Below are 1,024 nucleotides of genomic sequence, written 5' to 3'. Positions count from 1 at the left end.
GAGCCGTATGATGGGAGACTATCACGTACGGTTCTGTGAGAGGCTCGGGGTGAAACTCCCCTTGTCTACTCGACACATCAACGTTAGCAAATATTAGAAAACTACGATGAATTTCACTCCATTTGAAAATACAGAACTATTAAGTAATTTAAAAAAGGGCGAAATAGCAGAAATAATTAATAATAATATTGAATTTTCACCTAAATTAGGTTTGACTTTTAAAAAGAACACAAACAAACATTACGAAGGAATTATAACAGAGGATATATTTAAAATTCGAAGAAATCTAAAAAACGGAAAAAATTCATTTATTCCAATTGCTTATGGAAAAATTTCTGAATTTGAAAAAGGGACGCTTATAAAAATGAAATTAAGACTTCATCCAACAATCACGTTATTTTTAATTGTTTTTACAGTTTTTTCTGGAAGTTTACTCTTTTTTGGAACATTAAATTGGCATAATTTATTAATGTTTATCTTACCTTATTTTATGTGTACTGTTTTTTTTAATTACGAGTCGAATATTATTAAAACTGACTTAAAAATAATGTTGAAATCAAAAAAATAACATTTGCTAACACCGGTAGCCGTTGCACAAGCCCATAATTTTCAAAAACAAGATACAAAAACGTCCTTTTTTAAGGGCGTTTGTTGTTTTTGAATGTGATTACAATATAAATTCTAAATCATTATTTGGGCTTATAAAGGCATTTATAGCAGCCTTAAAATGGTCAAAAATTAAGCGTAGACTTGCCACCCCACTTTTACTGTGTTTTTCTATAAATTTCAGATACTTTTTTAGGTTATAGGCAATGGCGGATAATTGCATGCACTTATTAGCCTGTTTAATACCTATGGTATTGACTTTCCCAAAACCCATAAACTCAGTGAGTGTTCCAAAAACGGGCTCTACTGTGCTTTGTCGCTTGGCTTTCATATAACGCCCCTGTGGACTGTTTACTCTGACGATGTTGCGCTCGTACTCGGCGCGGTAATAGGTTACGGTAAATTTCTTTTCCTGGGC

At 32.5% G+C, this 1,024-nt stretch carries 2 protein-coding genes; one reads left to right on the top strand and one right to left on the bottom strand.

Going from position 1 to position 1,024, the window contains the following annotated elements; all coding sequences use genetic code 11:
* Positions 1-106 precede the first annotated feature (106 nt).
* Complete coding sequence (locus G5V56_RS15640; RefSeq protein ID WP_166966808.1) at positions 107-568, top strand: hypothetical protein; 462 nt, start codon at positions 107-109, stop codon at positions 566-568.
* 99 nt (positions 569-667) lie between these two features.
* On the opposite strand, the gene G5V56_RS19085 is transcribed toward G5V56_RS15640, so the two are convergent.
* Positions 668-1,024 (bottom strand): transposase (locus G5V56_RS19085; RefSeq protein WP_240911349.1); only part of this gene is annotated, 357 nt, incomplete at its 5' end.

The organism is Yeosuana marina, assembly GCF_011762485.1.
GTDB lineage: Bacteria > Bacteroidota > Bacteroidia > Flavobacteriales > Flavobacteriaceae > Yeosuana > Yeosuana marina.
This window is presented reverse-complemented; position numbering and strand designations above follow the sequence as displayed.